General features: G+C 49.9%; 19 protein-coding genes, 1 pseudogene and 1 riboswitch. Of the genes and pseudogenes, 8 read left to right on the top strand and 12 right to left on the bottom strand.

Annotation, left to right across the window (positions count from 1 at the left end; all coding sequences use genetic code 11):
• Nucleotides 1–46 precede the first annotated feature (46 nt).
• The 4 genes from ACE41H_RS18325 to ACE41H_RS18310 all read right to left on the bottom strand — a co-directional run bounded on the left by ACE41H_RS18325 (nucleotide 47) and on the right by ACE41H_RS18310 (nucleotide 4,119).
• Nucleotides 47–1,054 (bottom strand): asparaginase, encoded by a 1,008-nt coding sequence (locus ACE41H_RS18325; RefSeq protein ID WP_375356984.1) that lies wholly within the window; start codon nucleotides 1,052–1,054, stop codon nucleotides 47–49.
• Nucleotides 1,055–1,154: 100 nt separating this feature from the next.
• Entirely contained in the window at nucleotides 1,155–1,829 is a 675-nt protein-coding gene (locus tag ACE41H_RS18320) for a hypothetical protein (protein ID WP_375356983.1), read from the bottom strand.
• Between the two features lie 359 nt (nucleotides 1,830–2,188).
• Nucleotides 2,189–3,505: a nucleobase:cation symporter-2 family protein gene (locus ACE41H_RS18315; RefSeq protein ID WP_375356982.1), complete on the bottom strand. Its 1,317-nt coding sequence runs from the start codon at nucleotides 3,503–3,505 to the stop codon at nucleotides 2,189–2,191.
• Between the two features lie 23 nt (nucleotides 3,506–3,528).
• Nucleotides 3,529–4,119 carry a xanthine phosphoribosyltransferase gene (locus tag ACE41H_RS18310; RefSeq protein WP_375357056.1) on the bottom strand — a complete coding sequence of 197 codons (591 nt, stop codon included), beginning with the start codon at nucleotides 4,117–4,119 and terminating at the stop codon, nucleotides 3,529–3,531.
• A 180-nt stretch (nucleotides 4,120–4,299) separates the two neighbouring features.
• Nucleotides 4,300–4,403: riboswitch (purine riboswitch) on the bottom strand.
• 96 nt (nucleotides 4,404–4,499) lie between these two features.
• On the opposite strand from ACE41H_RS18310, the gene ACE41H_RS18305 reads away from it, so the two are divergent.
• From ACE41H_RS18305 to ACE41H_RS18290, 4 genes are all read left to right on the top strand, one after another.
• Nucleotides 4,500–5,207 (top strand): response regulator transcription factor, encoded by a 708-nt coding sequence (locus tag ACE41H_RS18305; protein WP_375356981.1) that lies wholly within the window; start codon nucleotides 4,500–4,502, stop codon nucleotides 5,205–5,207.
• Nucleotides 5,204–6,220, top strand: coding sequence for a sensor histidine kinase (locus ACE41H_RS18300; protein WP_375356980.1), 1,017 nt, complete (start codon nucleotides 5,204–5,206; stop codon nucleotides 6,218–6,220). Before ACE41H_RS18305 ends, ACE41H_RS18300 begins: the two co-directional genes overlap by 4 nt.
• A 91-nt stretch (nucleotides 6,221–6,311) precedes the next feature.
• A complete protein-coding gene (locus ACE41H_RS18295; protein WP_375356979.1) occupies nucleotides 6,312–7,076 on the top strand; it encodes an ABC transporter ATP-binding protein in 765 nt (254 codons plus the stop codon).
• A complete protein-coding gene (locus ACE41H_RS18290) occupies nucleotides 7,051–8,934 on the top strand; it encodes an FtsX-like permease family protein (RefSeq protein WP_375356978.1) in 1,884 nt (627 codons plus the stop codon). The genes ACE41H_RS18295 and ACE41H_RS18290 overlap by 26 nt, the downstream gene beginning before the upstream one ends.
• Before the next feature lie 194 nt (nucleotides 8,935–9,128).
• On the opposite strand, the gene ACE41H_RS18285 is transcribed toward ACE41H_RS18290, so the two are convergent.
• Together ACE41H_RS18285 and ACE41H_RS18280 are read right to left on the bottom strand one after the other, a co-directional pair.
• Nucleotides 9,129–9,857 (bottom strand): hypothetical protein, encoded by a 729-nt coding sequence (locus ACE41H_RS18285; protein ID WP_375356977.1) that lies wholly within the window; start codon nucleotides 9,855–9,857, stop codon nucleotides 9,129–9,131.
• Nucleotides 9,858–9,881: 24 nt separating this feature from the next.
• Nucleotides 9,882–10,208 carry a hypothetical protein gene (locus tag ACE41H_RS18280; protein ID WP_375356975.1) on the bottom strand — a complete coding sequence of 109 codons (327 nt, stop codon included), beginning with the start codon at nucleotides 10,206–10,208 and terminating at the stop codon, nucleotides 9,882–9,884.
• A 588-nt stretch (nucleotides 10,209–10,796) separates the two neighbouring features.
• Here ACE41H_RS18280 and ACE41H_RS18275 point away from each other — a divergent pair.
• Nucleotides 10,797–11,568: pseudogene (locus tag ACE41H_RS18275) on the top strand (IS5 family transposase).
• Nucleotides 11,569–11,996: 428 nt separating this feature from the next.
• Here ACE41H_RS18275 and ACE41H_RS18270 read toward each other — a convergent pair.
• On the bottom strand, nucleotides 11,997–12,746 hold the full coding sequence (locus tag ACE41H_RS18270) for a MerR family transcriptional regulator (protein ID WP_375356974.1): 750 nt from the start codon (nucleotides 12,744–12,746) through the stop codon (nucleotides 11,997–11,999).
• Nucleotides 12,747–12,944: 198 nt separating this feature from the next.
• On the bottom strand, nucleotides 12,945–13,262 hold the full coding sequence (locus ACE41H_RS18265) for a hypothetical protein (protein WP_375356973.1): 318 nt from the start codon (nucleotides 13,260–13,262) through the stop codon (nucleotides 12,945–12,947).
• Nucleotides 13,263–13,368: 106 nt separating this feature from the next.
• Between ACE41H_RS18265 and ACE41H_RS18260 the strand changes: the two genes are divergently transcribed.
• The gene (locus tag ACE41H_RS18260) at nucleotides 13,369–15,597 is read left to right on the top strand and encodes a GDYXXLXY domain-containing protein (protein ID WP_375356971.1); all 2,229 of its coding nucleotides are present in this window, start codon (nucleotides 13,369–13,371) and stop codon (nucleotides 15,595–15,597) included.
• A 35-nt stretch (nucleotides 15,598–15,632) separates the two neighbouring features.
• Here the strand turns inward: ACE41H_RS18260 and ACE41H_RS18255 are convergent, their stop codons facing one another.
• Nucleotides 15,633–16,358 carry a response regulator gene (locus tag ACE41H_RS18255; RefSeq protein ID WP_375356970.1) on the bottom strand — a complete coding sequence of 242 codons (726 nt, stop codon included), beginning with the start codon at nucleotides 16,356–16,358 and terminating at the stop codon, nucleotides 15,633–15,635.
• A gap of 410 nt (nucleotides 16,359–16,768) precedes the next feature.
• On the opposite strand from ACE41H_RS18255, the gene ACE41H_RS18250 reads away from it, so the two are divergent.
• Nucleotides 16,769–18,190 carry an NAD-dependent malic enzyme gene (locus ACE41H_RS18250; RefSeq protein ID WP_375356969.1) on the top strand — a complete coding sequence of 474 codons (1,422 nt, stop codon included), beginning with the start codon at nucleotides 16,769–16,771 and terminating at the stop codon, nucleotides 18,188–18,190.
• A 178-nt stretch (nucleotides 18,191–18,368) separates the two neighbouring features.
• On the opposite strand, the gene ACE41H_RS18245 is transcribed toward ACE41H_RS18250, so the two are convergent.
• The 3 genes from ACE41H_RS18245 to rlmN form a co-directional block, all read right to left on the bottom strand.
• Nucleotides 18,369–19,037: an aspartate/glutamate racemase family protein gene (locus tag ACE41H_RS18245; RefSeq protein WP_375356968.1), complete on the bottom strand. Its 669-nt coding sequence runs from the start codon at nucleotides 19,035–19,037 to the stop codon at nucleotides 18,369–18,371.
• A 148-nt stretch (nucleotides 19,038–19,185) separates the two neighbouring features.
• Complete coding sequence (locus ACE41H_RS18240; RefSeq protein WP_375356967.1) at nucleotides 19,186–19,860, bottom strand: pectate lyase; 675 nt, start codon at nucleotides 19,858–19,860, stop codon at nucleotides 19,186–19,188.
• 356 nt (nucleotides 19,861–20,216) lie between these two features.
• On the bottom strand, nucleotides 20,217–21,281 hold the full coding sequence (gene rlmN, locus ACE41H_RS18235) for a dual-specificity RNA methyltransferase RlmN (RefSeq protein ID WP_375356966.1): 1,065 nt from the start codon (nucleotides 21,279–21,281) through the stop codon (nucleotides 20,217–20,219).
• Between the two features lie 430 nt (nucleotides 21,282–21,711).
• On the opposite strand from rlmN, the gene ACE41H_RS18230 reads away from it, so the two are divergent.
• A complete protein-coding gene (locus ACE41H_RS18230; protein ID WP_375356965.1) occupies nucleotides 21,712–22,575 on the top strand; it encodes an AraC family transcriptional regulator in 864 nt (287 codons plus the stop codon).
• Nucleotides 22,576–22,801 lie beyond the last annotated feature (226 nt).

The raw sequence follows: 22,801 nt of genomic DNA, 5'->3' as shown, positions 1-22,801 counted from the left end.
GAAGCCCGGCGGCGTTTCTTTTATTACATATTCAAATTGCTGCTAATCACTGCTGATCCGCAGGAATCGTAACCTCATTTACATAATTGGTGCCCATGATCCGCGCCGCTTCCGCCGAATCAGCCGCCTGCCCCAGCGCCCACATCATCTTGGTCACCAGCGCTTCCGTAGTCATATCGTATCCGGGGATAACGCCCTTTTCCAGCACCTTTTGCCCCACCTCATAGATGGTCAGATCCCCGCCCTCGTAAGGACACTGTGTCGTAACGGCGATGGTGATGCCATCCTTCATAAGCTGTTCAATTTTATCGATCAGGCTTCTTTCCTTGAACGGTACACCGCCAAGTCCAAAACCTTCAATGACAATCCCCTTGTAGCCCAAGGATTGAATGGCATCGAATATCCCGGGGTTGGTGCCCGGTATCAGCCGCAGCAGGAACACTTCGGCACAATAGCTATCGTTATACGAATGGTTGACCTGTACCGAAGGCATAAGCCCTTCTGTATACTTCACCTTCCCGTCCTCGACCAGACCGATATATGGATAGTTGATGCTTTCAAAAGCATTATAACTGCGTGTTCTGACCTTGGACGAGCGGCTGCCGTTAATGATTTTGCCGTTGAAGACAACGAATACTCCCGCAACTTCTCCACAGGCTGTCAGAAAAGCATCGATCACATTTTTCTTGGAATCGCTGTTTTCAGCCAGAATGGATACCTGCGAACCTGTGAGCACCACGGGCTTGTGCAGTGTGCCGAGCATAAAGCTGAGCGCCGAAGCCGTATATGCCATCGTATCCGTCCCATGCGCAATCACAATCCCGTCGTACTTATCCAGAGATTTATGCACCATCCGCGCCATTATTGCCCAATCCTCCGGCTGTGTATTCGTGCTGTCAATGCTCATCAGATTGTAAGCATCAATGTGACAAATCTCCCGCAGCTCCGGAATCTCGGCCAATATGCCTTCCGCAGACTGTGTAGGTGTAAGGCCATGCTCTTGATAGGATGAGGAAATCGTTCCTCCTGTACTGATAAACAGTATGTTTTTCATATGGATCAGTTCCTTCCGATAGCTCCTCTATAAAACCCCAACTTTTAGAGTATATCATCTGCAGAGGAAAATATCAGGAACTGCCTGTACTCTTTTACGGTTAAACGGGCTCTGTACGCACATCCGGATAATAGCCATGCCCTGACACCCCCGGCATCTCCGCCGGATATCCCCACTCTTCCTCCGCAAGCCGTTGTTGTACAAGCCTGCTCCGGTCGAGCAGTGGGTAGTCATACAGCGGCCCTTGATACACGTAGTCAAATGCGGGATGGACCAGAAAATCATTTGGCGTGACCAATCCTGACGGCCGCTCCCACAAAGGGCAGCCGCTCTGCTTGAAGACTTCCGCAACAAACTGGGAGCAAAAGTAAGCATCATCCGGTTCGATGCTCCTGTGGAGCAAGACGCCCAGCAGCCCCATAAGATTGTACCTGTATCTGTGCTGATGAAGCCTGAAATCATCGATGGTCTCAGTCACTCTCTCCATGATGTCCCGGGTCACCTTGATGCGGAGCAGGATGCACTCGGTGTCCGGATAACGGCTGTAGGTCCCCTCGTACACATCCTCTTGCACAAACCCGGCCACCCACGGGTAGGCCACTTGCTTGCGGCCAAAGCTGAACATTTCGTTTAACCCGGCATCCAGCGCCAGCGACGCATGATTATAGGGAGCAGCGGTAAACTGCCGGATCAGTGTCGTAAATTGTGTTCCCGTATGTGTCAGCAGTACATATAAACTATGATCTTCATGCATTCTCTTTTTATAAAAGTACATTTTTATCACCCCAACTCATCATTGAGGCCATTATATGTTCTTCTTCGGGACGGGCAAACGGACCAGCGGCCGGATTGAAGGCTGGACCTTGGCCCAGTATAAAGCAGGACCCGGAACTTTTTCATGTTGCGAGGCGCTCCGTGCGTCCCCAAACATAAAAATAACAGTAAGAAACCGCCAATCCACAGCGATTTCTTACTGCGCAAAAAAAGGTCGAGTGCAGGGAAACTTGACCCTGCTCCTTTGACAGGGGCCGGGTTGTTACTGCTGATGCCCCTGGCCGATTGTTCCGAAGATCGACGAATAGCCCGTCTTGGTCTGGGAAGCCTGCGGGTAGGAAAAAGATGTCAAAAGACTTATTATGTTTCCTGGGGAGCATGCGGTGCCGGAAGATCCGATCCCGGCTGTTTGGAAATGCTGCTGCGTGCCGAGAAGATCAGATTCAGGATGACCGCTGTCAGCGAGCCGGTTACGATGCCGCTCTGCAGCAGCATTTTACTCCATTCCGGCAGCATATCGAACATCTGTGGTACGGCTGCTGAACCCAGACCTACGGCGATACTGCAGGCCACAATCAGGAGATTGCCTTCCTTACGCAAATCGACTTCAGAGAGAATAGAGACGCCCGAGGCGGCGACCGAGCCGAACATCACGATCATGGCGCCGCCGAGCACCGCGTTCGGAATGACGGTCGTGAGCGCCGCCAGCTTTGGCAGCAGGCCGAGCACCACCATAATGGCTCCCGCCGCAAAGATCACATTGCGCGTCTTCACGCGGGTGAGCGTAATAAGCCCTACATTTTGCGAAAATGCTGTATAAGGAAATGCATTAAAAATACCGCCCAGCACGATGGCCGCTCCCTCGGAACGAAGCCCGTTCACAATTTGCTGCTGCTCCACCTTCTGGTCTGTTGCTCTGCCAACGGCCAGATAGACACCCGTGGACTCGACCATGCTGACAATATTCACGATAATCATGGTAAGCACGGCGACGATGCTGAACTCAGGCATACCAAAGTAAAACGGCTGAGCAATGCTGAACACGGACGCCTGGCCCACACCTGAGAAATCAACGATTCCCATAAAATAACCAATTGCCGTTCCTACAGCCAGTCCGACCAACACGGACACGATACGCATGAAGCCTTTGCCCCAACGGTTCAACAACAAAATGATAACCAGCGTAATCAAGGCCAGCAGCAGGTTGTGCGGAGCTCCAAAATCCGAGCTTCCCTGGCCGCCCGCTGCATTGTTCATCGCAACTGGAATCAGGGTAAGGCCGATAATCGTAACAACTGTTCCCGTTACCACCGTCGGGAAGAAACGGAGCAGCTTGCCATATAGCGGCGCAAACAGCACGACAAACAGACCGGATAATATAATCGCGCCGTACGCCGTTGCCAGATTGGAGGTCGAAGCGATAGCGATGATCGGACCCACGGCGGTAAATGTACAGCCCAGAACGACCGGCAGGCCACTGCCGAAATATTTGATCCGCAAAACTTGCAGCAGGGTCGCAAGACCGCAGGTAAACAAATCAGCCGCAATGAGATAAGCGATTTGTGTTTCCGTTAATCCCAGCGCCCCTCCAACAATGAACGGTACGGCAATCGCACCGGCATACATGGCCATGACATGCTGAAAGCCGAGGGCGAAAACTTTAGGTTTGCTTAACATACAACCGTCTCCTCGAAAATGGATTAATGAACTAAAGACTCTTCGTCTATAAACTGCACCTGTCCCGGCGACATGGAGGCGATCCGCGCAAGAGATTGCACACGAATGCCTCTCTCCTCCAAAAGGCCCCGGCCTTCCTGGAAGCTTTTTTCAATCACACAGCCAACCCCGGCCAGCTCCGCACCCGACTCTGCCACGATATCCGCCAGCCCGACAAGCGCCGCGCCTGTAGCCAGGAAGTCGTCCACAATCAGCACACGGTCCCCCGGTCCAATATACTTGCGGGAGATGCTGACCTGGTAGGTCTCCCTCTTCGTAAACGAGTACACCTCAGCCGAATACACGTCATCTCCCTGGGTCACGGCTTTTTTCTTCTTGGCATAGACAAACGGCACACCCAGCGCAATGCCCGCAGCCATCGCAAACTGAATGCCGCTTGCTTCGATCGTAAGCACCTTCGTAATCCGTTCATCAGCGAAGATTCGTCCGAACTCCCGCCCAATCTCCAGCGCAAGCCCCGTATCCACCTGATGATTCAAAAATGAATCCACCTTCAGCACTGTAGCAGATAAAATCTCCCCTTCGCGCCGGATGCGTTCCTCAAGCTTTTTCATATCCCCGTACCACTCCCTTGTTTTTTTCATCTCTTTTTCCATCTCTTGTTACAGAAATTAAAAAAAGGACAGGTTCCTTGAGCTGTTTCTCTCAAGTGAAACCTGTCCTTCCGGGCTTGGGATCTAACGTTCGGTCCAGTACCCCAAAAAGCCTCCGCCATCAATCCGATTGGAATGCGCACGGTATGCAAGTTCACTCATAGTCAGACAATTACAGTGGTCGTCCGGTAGAAACTTTTGGGCCTTATTCCCAAGATTATATGAGTTTCTATGAAATTGGATGAAATATTTCGTAAAATACTCTATGTATAGTACATGCTGTGTCACCTGTTTTCAAGGAGAAATTTTAAGAAAAATTTTATGCAGGGAGAGTATGCCTTATGCAGCAAATTATGATCGTGGAAGATGATCCGAAGCTCGCGGAGCTTCTGGAATCTTATATCGTCAAATATGGCTACGATGTCCATCGCGTATGCGACTTCAGCCAAGTGATGGAGGAGTTCCAACAACATAAGCCCGACCTTGTGCTGCTGGACATCAACTTGCCTAGCTACGACGGATACTATTGGTGCCGCCAAATCCGCCTGACCTCCACCTGCCCGGTGCTGTTCATTTCGGCACGCGCAGGCGAGATGGATCAGATTATGGCCTTGGAAAACGGTGGCGATGATTATATCACCAAACCTTTTAACTACGGAGTGGTAATGGCCAAAATCCGCAGCCAGCTCCGGCGGGCATACGGCGAATACGCCTCAGGTCATCAGGAGAGAGTGCTGCAGGTAGAGGGCCTTATGTTGCTGCCGGAAAGGCTGGAGCTCAAGCTGGGAACCGCACAGGTCACGCTCACCAGGAAAGAAGCGGATATTATGGAAAGCCTGATGGAGCGCTATCCACGGGTATCGAGCCGGGATGCCCTGCTGGAGAAGCTGTGGGATGACCAGTCCTATGTGGACGAGAATACGTTGAATGTCAACATAACACGGGTGCGCAAAAAGCTGCAGGAGCTGGGCGTTGAAGACGCGGTTGAAACCGTCCGGGGAACAGGCTACAAGCTGCACGTTACCTGGAACGGGGAGGCGGGCCTGTGAGGCTGTTCTTCCGCGAGCATTCCCTGCTCATTGTCGTGCAGATTGTACAGTTCGCCTTGATGCTCTCTATCTATTGGCTGGACGGTTACCGCCAGTTGAAGCCTGCGTTATACTCGGCTTTTCTGGGTTTCTTTCTGCTCGGCTGTTACCTGGCCTATCACTACTTCAGCCGCCGCCGCTATTTTCAGCGGTTGAATGCGCCCCTTGAATCCCTGGATGCTTCTTTTGAGAAAATGGAAGCCGCCCCTGTAGCCGAGGCGCTGCAGGAGCTGTTACGCGAGCAGTATCGGCATTATCAGGAACAGTTGATCCAGGCCAGGCGGGAGCAGGAGCAGCATCTGACCTTTATGGATCAGTGGGTTCATCAGATGAAAACACCGCTGTCGGTCATCGAGCTTACCGTGCAAAATGTGGACGAGCCGGAGTTTGCCAGCATTCGTGAAGAGCTTGAACAGTTACGCGGCGGCCTCAATACCGTACTGTACATGGCACGGCTGCGCACCTTCGAGCAGGATTTTCATGTGAAGGCGGTACGGCTCTCCAAAATGATCAGCGAGGTGCTGAATGATAACAAACGGCTGTTCATCCGCAATCAGGTCTACCCGGAGGTCATCACGGGCGAGCCGGACATCACCGCCGAGTCGGATGAGAAATGGCTGTTCTTCATGATTTCCCAGATCGTCATCAATGCCGTGAAATACTCCGCAGGCTCAGGGGAAAAAGTGACGATCTGCTCTTATTCGCGCGAAAACGAAGCCGTCATTGAAATCAGCGACCGTGGAGTCGGCATTCCCGCCTCGGATATCAAGCGGGTATTCGATCCGTTTTTTACGGGGGATAATGGCCGGGGATTCCGGGAATCGACAGGAATGGGGCTTTATCTTGTCAAAGAAGCGGCAAACCGCCTTGGCCACCGGATTGAGCTCGAATCACAGGTGGGGTTAGGCACGACAGTACGGATTACTTTTGCCTCCTATCAGCTCCGTCCAGACCCGAACCTTACATGCATGTAAGCAAAGTGAAAGGGAAATCGATAGATGGCGCTTCGAGCGCCGGACTATACTGGTCACAGATGAGGAAGGCATTTTGAAGGGAGAACTGCACATGCTGAATGTGAACCAGGTATCTAAAATTTATGAAGGCAAAATAGCCTATCGCGCGTTGACTGACATCAGTTTTACGATTGAGGACGGAGAGTTTGTGGGCATTATGGGCCCGTCCGGCAGCGGTAAAACGACCCTGCTCAATCTGATCGCGACCATTGACGAACCGACCACCGGCGAGATTCTGATCGACGGCCGCAATATCACCAAGCTTCCCAAAAACGAGCTGGCCCGATTCCGCCGTCGTGAGCTGGGTTTTGTCTTTCAGGACTTCAATCTCCTGCATACCCTGACGGTCGAGGAGAACATTGTCCTGCCCCTGACTTTGGACGGCAAAGGGGTTAAGGAAATGAAGGTCCGGGCACAGGCGATTGCCGAAAAGCTGGGCATTACAGACATTATGAAAAAACGCACCTACGAAATATCCGGCGGGCAGGCGCAGCGGGCTGCAATTGCCAGGGCGATGATTCACTCTCCCAAACTCGTGCTTGCAGATGAACCGACCGGCAATCTGGACTCCAAGGCTGCCAAGGACGTGATGCAACTGCTGGAGAAAATCAACGCCGAGCAGCGGGCCACCATGATGCTGGTTACGCATGACGCGGTAGCGGCCAGCTACTGTCACCGGGTCATTTTCATCCGTGACGGCAGATTGTATACCGAGATCAACCGGGGCGACAACCGGCAAACCTTTTTCCAGAAAATCATCGACACCTTGTCACTGTTAGGGGGGCACGGCAATGACATTTCGCCAGTTCGCGTTTAACAACGTCTCCCGCAACAAAAGGCTTTATGCCGCTTATTTTCTGAGCAGCCTGTTTACGGTGATGGTGTTTTTCACCTTTTCCATCTTTGCCTATCACCCCATGCTCGGACCCGGAAAAGTACGCAGCGATGCGGCCATGGCACTGGATACCTCGAAGTGGATTATTTTTGTGTTCTCCTTCTTCTTTGTGCTCTACTCGATGAGCGCCTTCCTGCAGTCACGCAAACGGGAATTCGGGCTGCTGATGCTGCAGGGCATGTCCATCGGCCAGCTCCGTTGGATGGTTTTTCTCGAAAACATGATGATCGGCTCGGCAGCCACCGTGGGCGGGATCGGACTGGGGCTTGTATTCGCCAAAGCCGTGCTGCTGCTGGGCGAAAATGTGCTGCACATCGGGGACCGGCTCGCTTTTTATTTTCCGCTTAAAGCGATTGCAGTCACGATTATTTCGTTTTTGATCTTGTTCATTCTGATCTCATTCTTTATTTCTGCCGTGCTGCGGAGCGGAAAGCTGGTCACTTTGATCAAAGGAAGCAAAATATCCAAGGGAGAACCGAAAGCGTCTGTCGCGCTCTCGCTGATCGTGGTGCTGCTTCTGGCGGTCAGTTATACGTTGTCCCTGATGGCTAAAGGGATCATGGTCGTCATACTGTTGATTCCCGTGGTCATTATGGTAAGTGTCGCAACTTATCTGCTGTTTACCCAGCTCAGCGTTTATATCATCCGGCTGCTGAAGGAGCGCGAATCCATCTTCTGGCGGAAAACCAATATGCTGCTGCTATCCGACCTCGCTTACCGAATGAAGGACAATGCGCGTACGTTTTTCCTGGTCTCCATTATCTCGACGGTCGCCTTCTGCTCCATCGGCTCCCTGTACGGAGCCAGAACGATTCTGCTCGAGCCTATGATGGACAGTAACCCTTATCTGATTAGCCTAAAATCTACAGCGTCCGATACGGAAGCAGATGAGCAGGTGCAAATGATTCATGAAGAATTATCCAGGGCAAACGTGCAAGCCGTCCCGATGGAAGCAGCCTTAACCTATTATCAGGTTGAAGGTGATAAACAGCCTGTTCTGATCATCAGCCAATCCGAATACAATCGGCTGGCAGGTCCGTTGCAGGCGGAAGAAATTCAATTGAAGGATGGAGAAGCTGCTGTGGCGGGGTATTGGATTTCCGGCGGACTCATGTCTGAACCGCAGACCAATTCCGAATACCGGCTGGCATCCGGTGTCACGATTCAGGCGGACCGGCAGGTGCTGTCCACCATACTGCCTGAAAACAAAGCTTCGCTTGTACTGACAGATCAGGCTTATGCGCGGCTCGGCCAGCCTGATGACATACGCCAAATGCATGTCTGGATTGGGGCTGCAGGACAGCCTGGTGCGATTGAAGCGGGCGAAAGACTGGCGGAGCAGCTCCCGCCCTCTGACAACTACTTGTTCTTCGCCAAAGACTATCAGATGATGGCCGTCATTCGCGGATATGCTCCGATGCTGTTTATCGGTCTGTTCGTCGGCATCGTGTTTTTTGTTTCGGCTGGCAGCTTTCTGTACTTCCGGCTGTACAGCGATTTGGACGGTGATAAAGAGAAATTCCGTTCTGTTTCCAAGCTGGGCCTGAGTGAAAAAGAGCTGACCCGTGTGCTCACCCGGCAGATTTCGCTGCTCTTCTTTGCGCCGATTGTCGTCGCATTGATTCACGGTGCCGTTGCGCTCACGGCCATGTCGAATATGTTCGCCTATTCGCTGTTCCGCGAGTCGGCCGCCGTGCTGGGCGTGTTTTTCCTGATTCAGGTTGTTTATTTTGTCATTGTGCGGTTCTTTTATATCAAGCAGGTGAAGGCGGCGCTCTGATGCTGCTTTCGTCTGAAATGCAAACAGAGCGTTCCGTCGCATCCTGTCCTCATTTCGGCAGGTGAATTAAATAAAGCTCATCGTTTCCTCTAAGGAACGCGATGAGCCTTTGATTTTAGAGCAGAAAAAGTAGTTGAACCGAATAGTTCCCCTCTTGATCCAACATAAAAAATATACAACAGTGGTCATTAAAACTATCTTCCAAAACTCAAAATTTCATTCCCGGAATCAGTCATTATTATAAATCTTTGATCTGTTTTGTTTTTGTATTTATGTGCAGGGACCGAACCAGAGCTCACAGTTTTTGTATATTTTGAAGGATTGTTTATAACATCATCTCTGCAAGTGCCAGCAGCTAATAAATAGTTATATAGATTTGTTACACTTACTTCGGATTTATGTTTTCTGAAGTGATATTCGAGAGACGCTCCACGAGTGCTAAACGTACCTTTATGCCAACCAAGCGTGGCCAGTTGAGCCTCGGAATATTCCAATCTGGCATTTCCAGTCAAGTTTCTTGTACCGCTACCATCAACAACTCTTATATTAACATTATATACCATTTGAGTTCGGGTCATCGGTACATTCCATACAAATGTTTTTCCAACCGCTGGTGGAACACTTCCTGATTTCGCCGCTAATGTACCATAGTCAGTTGCAGTCCCGCTCACTGTTACATTATCCAGAGGATCTACACCAATATTCCCAACCCAAACAGCCAAGTTGGTATAAGAGGGAGATACTGTAATAGGTATTCCATTCGGGGCCTGTTGGATGTTGCTTTGGTTTTGGTCTTGGTCAAATGTAACCGTTGGTGCGTAGGGATCGGTAGTATTAGGAGTATGATCCTCTGCAAACACAGTTGCGCTGATGGAAAATAGCATTATAAGCGTTAAAAGAGAACTAAGAATTTTTTTGTTCATTATAGAACGCTCCCTAATTTTAGATTAAATTCCGCAAATCGTGAAACAAGGGTTATTTTTGAAACAGTCATTTGCCCATTCATCAATCTCTATCAATAGTTGTCTTGTTGTCGCGGATTTGGATGAGAGTACAATTTGTTTAATACTCTCCCATTCAACTCTTTTTACTTCTGTAGGACCATAGTAGTTAAAATTCACAAGAGAGTTAGCTAATACTTCTCCTAACTCTGTCTCAGCCAGTACTTCTTCTGTTACATAAATTGAACTATCTAACCAATGGGAACTATTAAGTTGTCCTTGCATAAATTCGAACACATCATGCCCGTTCAACTCATGTTTCTTTAAAGTCAACAATTAGTTTCCTCCATACCAAATGTTTTCTTTTTTTGATATTAAAGAATTATACATAAAGAAAAAGAATACAGAAAAATGCTATTTCTCTATATACGTCACTCTCCTTTGTTAATTATTCAGATATGGGGATAATAACCATACCTTTCGTTCATTTTATACAAAAATAACCATTTTGTATACTTTTTTTAAATATAATAGTTTTATTATGTTAAACAATGTATTATATTACCTCAAAACAGTGAAGCACTAATGTCGAGGGGCAACATCTCTGCAGCTCTTAGCTGCACGTCGCAGTCACTGAGGCATTGAAAACAAGCTCTGTTGAGTCTGGTTATGGTCATGCTGGAAGATAAAAGTCGTGCTCGCAACTAGGCATAGGACAGAAAGCCTCAATAGTCTTGCGTCATACTACACTTAATTTGGTAAAGAAAAACACAATGAAAGGCATTATACGCCCCAAACTCAAAATTTGAGGCTGGGACACAATTATCTACCTAGGGCATGTCTGAAAACTAGCTGTTGATTCAAAAGTGAAGCTGTAGCATAATTTTACCAAGATGAAATCATGAAGGAACGTGTGAAATTATGCTAAGACGCCATGAAATCAATGATCAAGACTGGAAGCGTATCAAAGATTTATTGCCACCCGAAAACACGGGGAAGGCAGACCTTCTAAACCGAATCGAATCATGCTGAATGGAATGTTGTGGAAAGTGAAAACAGGTGCACCTTGGCGTGATCTACCTCCACGTTTTGGTCCTTGGAAAACGGTATATTCCCGCTTTCGTTTGTGGAGTAAAGACGACGTTTTTCAAAAGGTGTTTGAGTCGCTGTCCAGCGATGCTGACTTACAGGAAATTTCGATGGACAGCACTTCCTGCAAAGTTCACCAGCATGCGGCAGGGGCAAAAAAAGGACCGAACATGCCGAAACCGGCCAAGAAATCGGACTTTCTCGGGGCGGGCGCAACACCAAAATCCACGCCGTAGTGGATGCTCTGGGGAATCCGATTCACTTGGTTTTAACCGCGGGAAATCGAAATGACTGTTCGGTGGCCGTTGATGTTCTTTCGGGTGTAACGCTGTCTGGAAGCGTTGTTTTAGCCTATAAAGCCTACGGAACCCAAGCGATTCGAGATCACATTACATCCCAGGAAGCGACGTTTTTGCATTCCTCCCAAGTCCAATGCCGCAGATCCATGGGAATGTGATTTCAATCGATATAAGGAACGTCACGTCGTGGAATGTTTTTTCAATAAACTCAAACCATTCCGGGGATCGCCACTCGATATGATAAACTTGCTCGTCACTTTTTGAGCTTTGCCTATTTAGCTTCTGCTATGATTTTGCTGAAATAGCTCCATTGAGGTTAGTTTTCAGACACGCCCTAAGTTCTTCAACTTTCTCTTTCTGGCTGATTGCGTAAAACGATTGCCCTGAAACTTCTACGTCTGCAATTGTAGGGGCTCTGTATGGTGTTATAATGTCATCAGAACGACATGTGCTGGATACAATAAGAATAGCCGCGATGGTGGTACATCACGGCTATTCCAGACAAAGGCCGGTGGGCAACCACGGCGAGATTTTCATAACTACTGACGAAAAACCACCGGATGGCTGCTAACCTATTCCCGGTGGTTTTTCTCATCATGCCGTTGTTTCCAGATTTCCCGCAAAGTGTTCAGGCCAGTGATCATACTGACCGGCTTAATTTCCATTAAAAATCGGGGACAGTCCCTAGCCATTCTCGATGACTTGGGAGGGTCCAGATTGTTGTCTCATTTCATTATTTCTGATCAAGATGATCCGCATAGCTAGCCATCGCCTCACGCATGAACACGGCAAGCCCTTCTCCAAAGCGATCAATATTGTGCCGGAAGCGGTCATCCTCCACATACATTTCGCCCAACCCTTTAAAGGCTTCAGGCGTATAGTTCCCGAAACGGGTGATGAAGCTATACCACTCCCCGATGGCCTTCTGCGCCTCGACAGTATCAGGAGTCCCACCTCTAAGCTGGGCAAGCTTGCGGTAAATGGCGTTCATCTCTTCGGCTGCAGCATTCTGTTTCTCACTGTCCATTTCTGCAACAGCCTCGTTTGCTTTATTCACCGCATCATCTCCCCACCGTTCACGCGCTTCCTGTTCATACGGATTGCTGCTAAAGTCAAATCCTTCGAATTTTTCCCGGTTACTCATCACAATTTCCCCTTTCGCGTACTGAATGGTTTTCTCAATCATGGCAATCATTTTATCCAGGCGGCTCCGCTTCTCAAGCAGCATCCTGCGCTGCAGCTCCAATGCCTCTTCCCGATTAAAATCCGGGCTATCCAGAATCCGCTTGATTCGTTCCAGCGAAAATCCGAGCTCTTTGAAAAACAGAATTTGCTGCAGCCGCTCCAGATTTATCTCCGAGTACAGACGGTGGCCAGATTCCGTAATGGTATCGGGAACAAGCAGGCCGATCTCGTCGTAATGATGAAGCGTGCGCACACTGATACCGGCCAGCTCTGCCGTCTCTTTTACTCTTGTCAGCATTTCGCCACCTCCTTTCACAAACCACTATAAGGGCTCACGGAACGTGAGAGTCAACACCGGAAATATTTAACCCCCTCACATCCAATAGATGGAAGGGGGTAATTGGGGAAGATTAACTTTTTTTCTCGCTGGATCAATCAAGGTTAAAACAAATCCATTCGTTTTGCATCGGAAACACTTGTTTCCTCTACCATTTTCTCATACACTCCTTGATACCTTTTCACCAGACAAATCTCCAGATGGAAATTCTACATATGAATTCAACTCTTTATTAAAGCTATCCTTACCGTACCTTTTATATCCAAGAGCCTTCAACACTTGATAAGGAAACTCGTTATACGGGCTGATCATATCAATGTCTTCAGTCACGTACTGACCAAAACTATACGTAGCAACAACCCATCCACCTACCACTACAGGAGGCTGTTTATCATTATCCTCAAAGACTTGTGTAATAACACTTGCAATTGCTAGCTTTCTACGCCAAGGATCGTTAATACTCTGGACTGCTTTCATCTACGGATGCAAACATATTATGATACAATTGAGGCAAATTTTCAAAGCTGGGTGGTACTGGCCACTTTAATCATAAGCTAAAAAACAGGAAAGGTTTGAGGCCCTTATGCTTCGGTTGAACATGATCAGAACGGGATTTCTGCTCGGTATCTCGCTAATTCTGGCTGCCATCATCTATTTCTTTGCCGCCAACTGGGGCGGTTTGGACCGGATCGCCAAAATTCTGCTTTCCGCAGGGTTGCTTGTGCTCTTTTACGGCATGTCCGCCGCCCTGGCGCGTGTCCGGAGGCCATTCGTACAGCATGCCTTTCTCTCCAATGCGTTTCTGCTGGCAGGCTGCATCGGCTTTGGCGCTTCGGTTGCACTGCTCGGGCAGCTGTATAACTGGCATGTCGACAGCTTTTGGCTGTATCTCGTCTGGTCCGTCCCTGCCGTGTTATTCGCCTGGATTACACGGTACAGTCCGTTCTATGTGATCGCCTATACGCTGCTGCATCTGGCTTTATGGTTTTATTTTTTTCCTGCAGCCTTGTCCTACTCATACAGTGATCGGGCTGTGATGTGCATTGGACTGCTGTTTGCAGCCATCAATCTGGCAGTGCTCTTGCTGACGTACACCGGACGGCTAATATCCCAACCGTTAAAATACATAAGCTTTATCGTATTTCATCTTTCGCTGCTCGTGCTCACATGCGTATTTGGACACGGCCTGGAGGATACACTGGTGAATCTCATTTGGGCGGCTGCGATTTTAGCCGGATTTTATATCTTTATCCGGGTCATGCTGAATAAAACCTTTCTGACGCTCAATGCGCTTGCTGCCTCCACTTTCGTTGTAGCCAAGTTCATCGATCTTGCCTTCAGCTATTTTTCGATTCTCTTTTATGTATGGGGTCTGGTCTTTGTGGCACTGCTCCTGACGGCTAATGTCCTATTCTTTCGTTATTTGAAACAGTTGGGTAATCGGACAGCATATAAGCCCGTAGAGAGCGGCTCGGAGTCTTCCGATGAAGAAAAGGCCGGGCCGGGCGGCGAGATGGTGAGCAAAGCCGTGAGCAGATTGATTCAAATCACAGGTGTCCTGATCGGAAGTATCTCGCTGACCGGGCTTGTGTTACTGGCAGCGGGCGAGACCGCTCCGGAAATGACATTGTACGGCTTGTCATTGGTATTCACTCTTCCGATGATTGCGATTTCCCGGATTCATCCGGTGATCCGCTATACACTGCTGTTCATTGGTTATGTGGCAGGGATCATTTCCATCCTGTTAATGGACCGGTGGGGATTGACAGCCCTGCTGTGTCTGGTGTTTGCCGCCGGCTGGATGCGGACGGAAGGACGTGTGCAGATATTCTGGTCCCATGCCCTACTTAACCTGGGTCTCGGCCTGCTGTTGGCGCGGCTTCCAAACACGCCGGGACAGCAGTTGTGGGTTACTCTGTTGATTCTCGCCGTGCTGAACGGACTCCTGTATGCCGCCGCCCCGCGAATCCGGAAGCATTGCCGGATGATCAGGGAATACGCTCTCTTCTATACCCTGCTCTTCCTGCTGTGGATAACGCTTTTCGAGGATATGACCGTTTACGTGCACGCTCTGGCCAGCATCCTGTATTTTGTTGTGGTCACCTGGTGTGTCTTTTACTTTATTCGTACACAGCAGACATGGAAGGCCGTGATCAGCCTCGTATATTGGTTCACCTTTATTGCCTTTCAATATTACGATCTGCTGTGGACGCTGCTTCACAAATCGGTGGCCCTGGCGCTGATCGGGCTTGTAATTCTGACGATCACTTTCCTCATAGCCGGCCGCGAGCGGCTGCAGGAGCCGGAGTCCAGCGTCACCTTCATCCGATCCGCTCCCCTGCTGATCGCTCTGGTCATTGTATTCCAGTTCTGCTTCATCGGCCTGCAAGCCGCGGGCAGCGAAATATTGCTGCGGGACGGCTCGTCCGTAAAGCTGGAGCTTGCTCCGGTCGATCCCCGCTCTCTGCTGCAGGGAGACTACGTTGTGCTGAATTACGCGATTTCAACTCCGCCGGAAACCGCAGAACTGAAGGACAATTCCGGCAGCCGCAGCAAGGTCAGAGTGGTGCTGGCACCTGACCGTGATGGCGTTCACCGATTCAGCCGTTTCTATAATGACGGGGAACCGCTGACTTCCGGTGAGATTGTGATTAACGGTCGGCTTAACGGATACGGCTCCATCTACTACGGGATTGAAAATTATTTTATTCCTGAAGGCACCGGCCTTGAGGTCGAGCGGAACGCCCGCTATGCCTATGTGCGCATTAGCCGCAAAGGCGATGCTCTGCTGGAGCGGCTGGCCAGTGAATAGAACATTACGGGAGGGCCAAGGACGTCCCATAAGGTCTATTGACCCGGGACGTCCTTTTCGATGCCGGGAGGTGTTTTTCTTTTATAAACTCTTTCCGGCCTTCCAACCGTACCATAGGATATATCTGAGGTCATCTCACCTTTGGACACAAAATACTCCAGATAGCGGCGGGCCGTCGTCCGGCTGAAGCCTGCTTTTCTGCCCAGTTCCTCGGCAGTGATCACCTCCGGGCATTCCCGGATAAACGCCTCAATCTTCTCCCGTGTCAGCTTGTCGATGCCTTTGGGAAAGTAAGGCTCCTTGTCCCTGTTCCTGTCCCTCAAACCCCACAGCAGCCGATCGATTCCCTCCTGGTCAATCTCCTGGCCCGGTCCGCTCATGGTCTGCAGCTGGCGATGGTAGGCCTCATAGGCCTTCAGCTTTTCCTGGAAACGCTCAAACACAACCGGCTTAATCATAAAATCATAAACGCCGCGCCGGATCGCTTCTCTGACCGTGTCGAAATCCCGCACCGCTGTGATGATGATGACATCTGTCAACGGATAGTGCGTCTGAATATACCGGAACAAATCAAGCCCATCCATCCGGGGAAAATGCAAATCCAGCAAAACCAGGTCTGGCTCCAGTATTTCCAGATGCTCATAAGCTTGTTGTTCATCTGTCGCAATGCCGACAACTTCAAAGCCTCCTGTCTTCTCGACAAAACGGCGGTTAATCCCGGCAATCCGCAAATCGCCTTCGATGATTAATACCCGAATCACGGGCCTCCCCCTTTCGATCAGAAATCGGGATGTTCTGAACTTTATGAACAAAATGCACAATAAGGTCTTTTTTTAACTTATGTTCATATGCTATCCAGCGATCATGAGGAGTGGTAGTATAAGCATACGAAATGGAGTAAGCGTTTACAAAAAATGAATACTAAACTATTGCTCAAGGGGCTCCATGGATCATTTAATCAGCATTTTACCAGCATTCAAATCGGGTGTCGACCCGAGAACCGTTAAATATCTTTCTTATTATGATGGAGGATGAGAAGCCATCGCCGCCCTGCTCGGCAGCCATGCGGATGCCTATTTTAATCAAAAGAGAGGGAAAACGGTGGTTGCTAACGAAGAAGGACATAGAAGCGATATGCCAATTCAAATCACGTGAACCGGAGGGGACTGCCATGGGCAATACCAGACTTGGGGGAAAAAGCGTCATACTCAGACTCGAGATTCAAACGGACACGATTAATTTCGGCCAGGTGGCCTCTGTTATCTTCGCTGCCGGCGGAGATATTGTGGCCATTGATGTGATTTCGACGAGCCGGGATATGACTGTACGCGACATCACCATTACCGTAACAGACAGTGTGGATATCAGTATCATTACGGAAGCGGTTAAAAATATGGAAGGTGTGCGTCTGGTTAACATTTCGGACCGTACTTTCCTGCTGCATCTCGGCGGTAAAATCGAGACCCAGCCCAAAACCCCGATCCAGAACCGGGACGATCTGTCACGGGTATACACTCCGGATGTGGCACGCGTCTGCATGGCGATCCATGAGGAGCCGGACAAAGCCTATTCACTGACGGTCAAAAGAAACACGGTCGCCGTCGTGTCCGACGGCAGCGCGGTGCTGGGGCTCGGCAATATCGGCCCATATGCCGCCATGCCCGTGATGGAAGGCAAGTCCATGCTGTTCAAGCAGTTTGCTGGGGTCGATTCCTTCCCTATCTGCCTGAATACGCAGGATACCGAGGAGATTATCGCTGCGGTTAAAGCCATTGCTCCCGCCTTCGGCGGCATTAATCTGGAGGACATTTCCTCTCCGCGCTGCTTTGAGATTGAAGAACGGCTGCGCCGGGAGCTGGATATCCCTGTCTTCCATGACGATCAGCACGGCACCGCTGTAGTTCTCTATGCCGCCCTGATCAATGCCCTGAAAATCGTTGGCAAATCCATCGACAGCATCAAAGTGGTGGTCTGCGGCATTGGCGCCGCCGGCATTGCGTGCAGCAGAATCCTTCTGTCGGCAGGAGTCAAAAATATCATCGGCGTCGACCGGATGGGAGCTATTGCCTCCGGCATCCAGTACGACAACCGTATGCTGCAATGGTATGCGGAGCATACGAATCCGGACCGTGTGCAGGGGACGCTACAGGAGGTCATCCACGGAGCCGATGTGTTCATCGGGGTGTCGGCGGGCGGCATCCTTAGCCGTGAAGATGTCGGACATATGGCGGACCAGCCGATTGTATTCGCCATGGCCAACCCGGTGCCGGAAGTCCGGCCGGAGGAGATCGAGGATATCGCCGCCGTCATCGCCACCGGGCGTTCCGATTATCCGAACCAGATCAATAATGTACTCTGCTTTCCAGGGATCTTCCGGGGAGCGCTGGACTGCCGGGCCTCGGAAATCAACGAAGAGATGAAGCTCGCGGCCGCGGAAGCTATCGCATCCGCCATTTCGGAAGAGGAATTGAACCCGCTTTATATTATTCCGAGCGTCTTCAACCAGCACGTGGTCAAAGCCATCCGCGACAAGGTCGTACAGGCCGCTATCCGCACCGGCGTTGCCCGTAGAACTCCACGCGAATACAGGTAGCCCGCAGGTCTTGGAAACCAAGCCTCGATGCTGGAGGAGTTCGCAACAGGCAGCTTCGCAGCTATCACTGACAAAAACCGGCGGGCAACCACGACGAGTTTTTTAACAGTTATGTGTCAGAAAAACCACCGGATTGAGGCACAGCCTATCCCCGGTGGTTTTCTTGTCTCGCGCGGCTTTACCGGCGTTCCAGCCCCAAAGCAGCTGTCAGGCAGGGCACAAGCGCCTTCAGCGGGTTACCGATTTCACGGTGGCACTCCCGCCCAACCGCCTCAGCCGCTTCCGTCATGGATAGCTGGGCCGCAAAGATCATACGCTGCTCTTCGGATTGAATCAGATCCTTCATATAACCGGACACTCTCTTCAGATACGCTTCCTTCTTCCCTGCCATAATAAGCCCGAAGCTTCCTTCGATCACCTGTACTTCCACTTGTGGTGTTTTACCCGCCGCCTTTGCAAAATCATACAGTCTTTTCATCGTGCCTTCCACCGTCCCGGGATTCGTAAACAGCAGAATTTGCGGCTGTTCCCGGCTGCACAGAGCATCCAGAAAAGGCTCATCGATCATGATCACCGGAACAGGCCACTTTTGGCTGCTTTCTTCCAGCAGTACGGCGTACTGGGTGCATGTTACCAGCACGGCATCTGCCCCGCAATCGATCATCCATTCCAGTTGTCTCGTTGCCCGTTCCAGAGCCTTGGCGCGGCTGAAAGGTTGTTCGGACGACATGTAACGAATGAGTCCGGGGTCCGTATAATGCACCAGCTCCAGTGCAAAGGCAGCAAGAGCCTGTTCTATAAATTCAACATTGGAGTAGTGAGCATGCAAACAAGCCAGCCTTTTCATAAACAGCACCTGCTTTCAAAATATTCCTGCAACATATCCGCTGGTATTCACCTTAGGCGAAAAAAGCCTGCCCCACAAGAGGGACAGGCTTTAATTATGGATTGAAGCCCTACTGAGTACACGTCCTGCTGCATAACTTTAGGCAGGCTTAATACTCTGTATTGCTGGACTGGCTTGTTTTGCCGGATGCAAAACCTTTGAACAGCGTCGGCACATCTGAATATCTCGTGTTGGTTATTTTCGCCGTGCTTTTACTGCTGTCTGTTCTGAAGATGGAATCCTTGACATTGGAAATGTCGGAGTTGTCCAACGTAAAGTTCACCTGATAGGACGAACCTCCGTTCTGACGGGCCAGCTTGCCGATATCATTTGCCTTGAAGTTTTTGATATTGATGGTTCCTTCCGCATTTGCCTGGAACACTTTGTCGTAGGCTTTATAAGCCCCTCCTCCAGTAATATTAACTGTCCCTTTGGCTTTAAGCGTCAGCGCGTCTTCGCCTACATCCTGCCAGGTCACGTTTGTAATGGTAGCGTTTCCATAGCAGTGTACACCATCTGCCCCTGGAGCGCCGATAATTACATTTTTAAGCGTGGCTCCGTTCTCCAGGCGAAAAATTGGCTTCTGGCCTTCATCCTGGCTGCCATCCCCAAGTGTATCGGGATTAGCCACAAAGGTTTGTCCTTTTCCATCATAGGTTTCTCCGGCCTTCACGAGAATCGTTTGCGAAACCACCTCGGGCGCGGCCTGCACCTTGCCGCTTACGGCACCGAACGAAGTGATCAATAATGCGGATAACAAAAGAGCTGTCAAACCTTTTTTCATAGTTACAGCATCCTTTCTATACCTTGGGATTTATGATAAGACCCGCACCATTTCTCATGCTGCCGCCATAAAAGAGATGTGCACCTCTCTTTTGTATACGCTTCCAAATGTAGATGATGAAATGGAAATAGACTCATCACATTGGTATATTTTTCAATTATAATCATTTCTGCGATTTCTTCAATCCTACCTATTGACTACACGAAAAAAAGAGTCCATTCAGCCCACAACCTCCCGAAGCATTAGTACTATCATCCTAATTATTTCCAAAAATAGTTCCCCAGAAGGCGTTGATCCCCGCACAAGAAAAAGAGCCATAAGGACAGTTCATGCTGCTTCCTTATGGCTCTTGCCCATTAGGCCGTATTTTTGCGGATCTGTTTGCTGCGCAGTTGGCCGCAGGCTGCATCAATATCCGTCCCATGCTCCATACGCACAGTACAGTTAATGCCCTGCTTCTTCAGCGTATCATAGAAGACGAGAATTGACTCCTGCTCGCTGCGCTGGTATTGGCTGTGTTCATCCACCGGGTTATACGGAATCAGGTTCACGCTGGCGAGCCGCTGTTTGTCCTGCAGCAGCGCCGCAAGCTCCAGCGCGTGCTCCTGCTGGTCGTTGACATCCCGCAGCAGGATATATTCAAACATGATTCTCCGCTTGGTCTTTTTCAGATAGTATTCGACCGCCTCCATGAGCTGTTCTATCGGATACGCCCGATTAATCTTCATAATCCGGGTGCGAAGATCATTATTGGCCGCGTGAAGCGAAATCGCCAGATTCACCGGCAAGCCGCTGTCGGCAAAATCCTTGATCTTGTCCGGCAGCCCGCTCGTCGATACCGTAATGCGGCGCACGCCGATGGCAAGACCCTTATGATGCTTGATGATGTTAACAAAATCGAGCAGATTGTCGTAGTTGTCAAACGGCTCCCCGATGCCCATCACCACAACATGAGTCACCTTCTCCCCCTGCTGTTTTCCGTCCAGATGAAACTGAACCTTCATAATCTGTTCAACAATCTCACCGCTCGTCAGATCCCGGCTCTTCTTGATCAGGCCGCTCGCGCAGAAGCTGCAGCCGATATTGCAGCCGACCTGAGTCGTGACACAAACCGACAGGCCGTATTTCTGGCGCATCAGTACCGTTTCAATGAGGTTCCCGTCCGCCAGGCGGAGCAGGAACTTGATGGTTCCGTCCGCCGATTCCTGTCTGACATGCTCTTCAAGTGTCCGGATGACGAAGTGCTCTTCAAGCAGCTGGACACAGGAAGGATGAAGCTCCGTCATATCGGCAAATGCCGCTACCCGCTGACGGTACAGGTATTCCCACACCTGGGAAGCGCGGTGTTTCTTGTGGCCTCTTTCCCCCAGCCATGCTGTCAGCTGCTCTATCGTCAATCCATAAATGGATGGTTTATTCATTCTTTACCCTCATTTCAATCTATATCGTGAAAAATGTTTCCACGTGAAACATTTTGTCGGATTTTGCAGGCCTGCAGCGTTTCAAAGCCTAATTCTTATTTTCCCAAAATTTCAGTGTATAAACAAGAGGAACCGGCAGGGATTTTTACGTAAGCACGCGGGACCATCTCAAGCTTGGCCAGCTCGGCTATGTAAAGCCGCCACTACGTCAGGCTATGGCTGGCAGAGCTGTTGTATGGGGAGTTAACGTGCGAAGCGGTGTTCTTGGAGCACAACTCAAGCGAGCTAAGGGATTGATCTCCTAAGAAGAGTGCCCCTTTTTCTTTTTTGTGATATGTTAGTTCCAGCAAAATCTGTCCAACGACAGCACGTAAGAACAGGAAGGCTCCGGTCTGCCGATGATATGATCAAGGCAAGGAAGGTGAAGAGGTTGGAATGGTTGACACGCATGAAGGATGCTCTGGATTACATCGAGGACCATATGGAGGAACCAATATCGTCCAGCGATATTGCCAAGATCGCTTGCTCCTCTACGTTTCATTTTCAGCGGATGTTCCATATGCTTACCGGGATGACGGTTGCGGAATATATCCGTAAGCGCAGGCTGACACTGGCCGCACAGGAGCTGGCGATCTCCTCCACGAAGGTGCTGGATACGGCGCTCAAATACGGCTATGATTCACCCGAGTCCTTCGCCAAGGCATTCCGAAAAATTCATGGGATTACACCTTCGCAAGCGCGTGATCCCGGCGTGAAGCTAAAGGCCTTTCCGCGCATTTCCTTCCATTTATCCTTGAGAGGAGATCAAGACATGGATTACCGCATTGTGGAGAAAGCAGGCTTTACCGTTGTGGGCAAGTCGATACAGGTGTCAACAAAGGACGGAGAGAACTTTAAGACGATTCCCGCCTTCTGGGGACAGAGCAATACAGATGGAACTTCGGATGCATTGCTGGAGCTAGGGTCAGGCGGTGATATGCTGGGGATTTGCACAGAGTTTCAGCATGATCAGGACCAGTTCACTTATATTATCGCTGTGGAAAGCGATAAGGCAGCACCCGTGTCCAGCAGCTTTATTACGTATGAGGTGCCTGCCTCTACCTGGGCCGTATTCCCTGTGGTCGGCGCTATGCCTGATGCCATGGAGGATATCTGGAAAAGAATCTTCCAGGAGTGGTTCCCTGCTACAGGCTATGAGCATGCCAATGCACCGGAGCTTGAGGTATATCCGCCCGGCGACCCGGCGGCGGAAGACTATCGGACGGAAGTATGGATTCCTGTCATAAAGAAATAAAAACGTCTATCGACGTAACCTCAAAGAAGACAGATCGCAATTAGCGTAAGTTTTTCTTGTGATATCAGGAAACTTTTACTTCGAAGCTTATATTTGTTGAAATTATAAAAACAATAAAAATCCGGCGAGAGAGTACCTCTACCGGATTTTTGGGGAGTGTTTCAACTTTAGTGTAATTGGTTTACTGCCAAGAGTTTAAATCAGCTGATACAGGGATAACCTTTAT

Origin of the sequence: Paenibacillus enshidis, assembly GCF_042136365.1 — a bacterium.
In the GTDB taxonomy this organism is placed as follows: domain Bacteria; phylum Bacillota; class Bacilli; order Paenibacillales; family Paenibacillaceae; genus Paenibacillus; species Paenibacillus enshidis.
This window is presented reverse-complemented; position numbering and strand designations above follow the sequence as displayed.